The 436-nt window shown below is 66.1% G+C and carries 1 pseudogene; it reads right to left on the minus strand.

Going from position 1 to position 436, the window contains the following annotated elements:
* Positions 1-436: pseudogene (locus tag EN818_RS30835) on the minus strand (carbohydrate kinase); the annotation flags it as partial.

Raw genomic sequence — 436 nt, forward strand, 5'->3', positions numbered from 1 at the left:
GCCGCCGCCAGCATATTGATGAAAAGCGGGTTGCGCGCGAAGGGCCCTTCGACCGTCGTCGGTCCGTCGCCGCCGATCAACTCCAGGCAGGTCGCGGTCATCAGCGCCAGATAGAACGAAATTGTGGCGAAGCGCTGCCCGGGGCTCAAGTCTTCGGCATTGACCCACCGAGCGTCGCGATGCGGAAAGGGTCCGGAGCCCCGCTGCGTCGAAGGCAGAAGCAACACCTGCCGCGCCAGCACCGCCGCAACATCGTCATCGAGCCATTCCTGCGGCCGACCGTCGGTGAGCATGGATAATTCACGTCCGCCCATGAAGCGCGCCGACGGCACCGGGTCGCCGAGCGCGTTGACGTTGACCAGCGTGTCGCGCGCAGGGTCGAGTTCCACCTTCCTGCCGCCGACCGCCATCGACACCACCCAAGTGCCGGTCGAAA

This window comes from Mesorhizobium sp. M3A.F.Ca.ET.175.01.1.1 (assembly GCF_004791945.1).
Classification (GTDB): Bacteria; Pseudomonadota; Alphaproteobacteria; order Rhizobiales; family Rhizobiaceae; genus Mesorhizobium.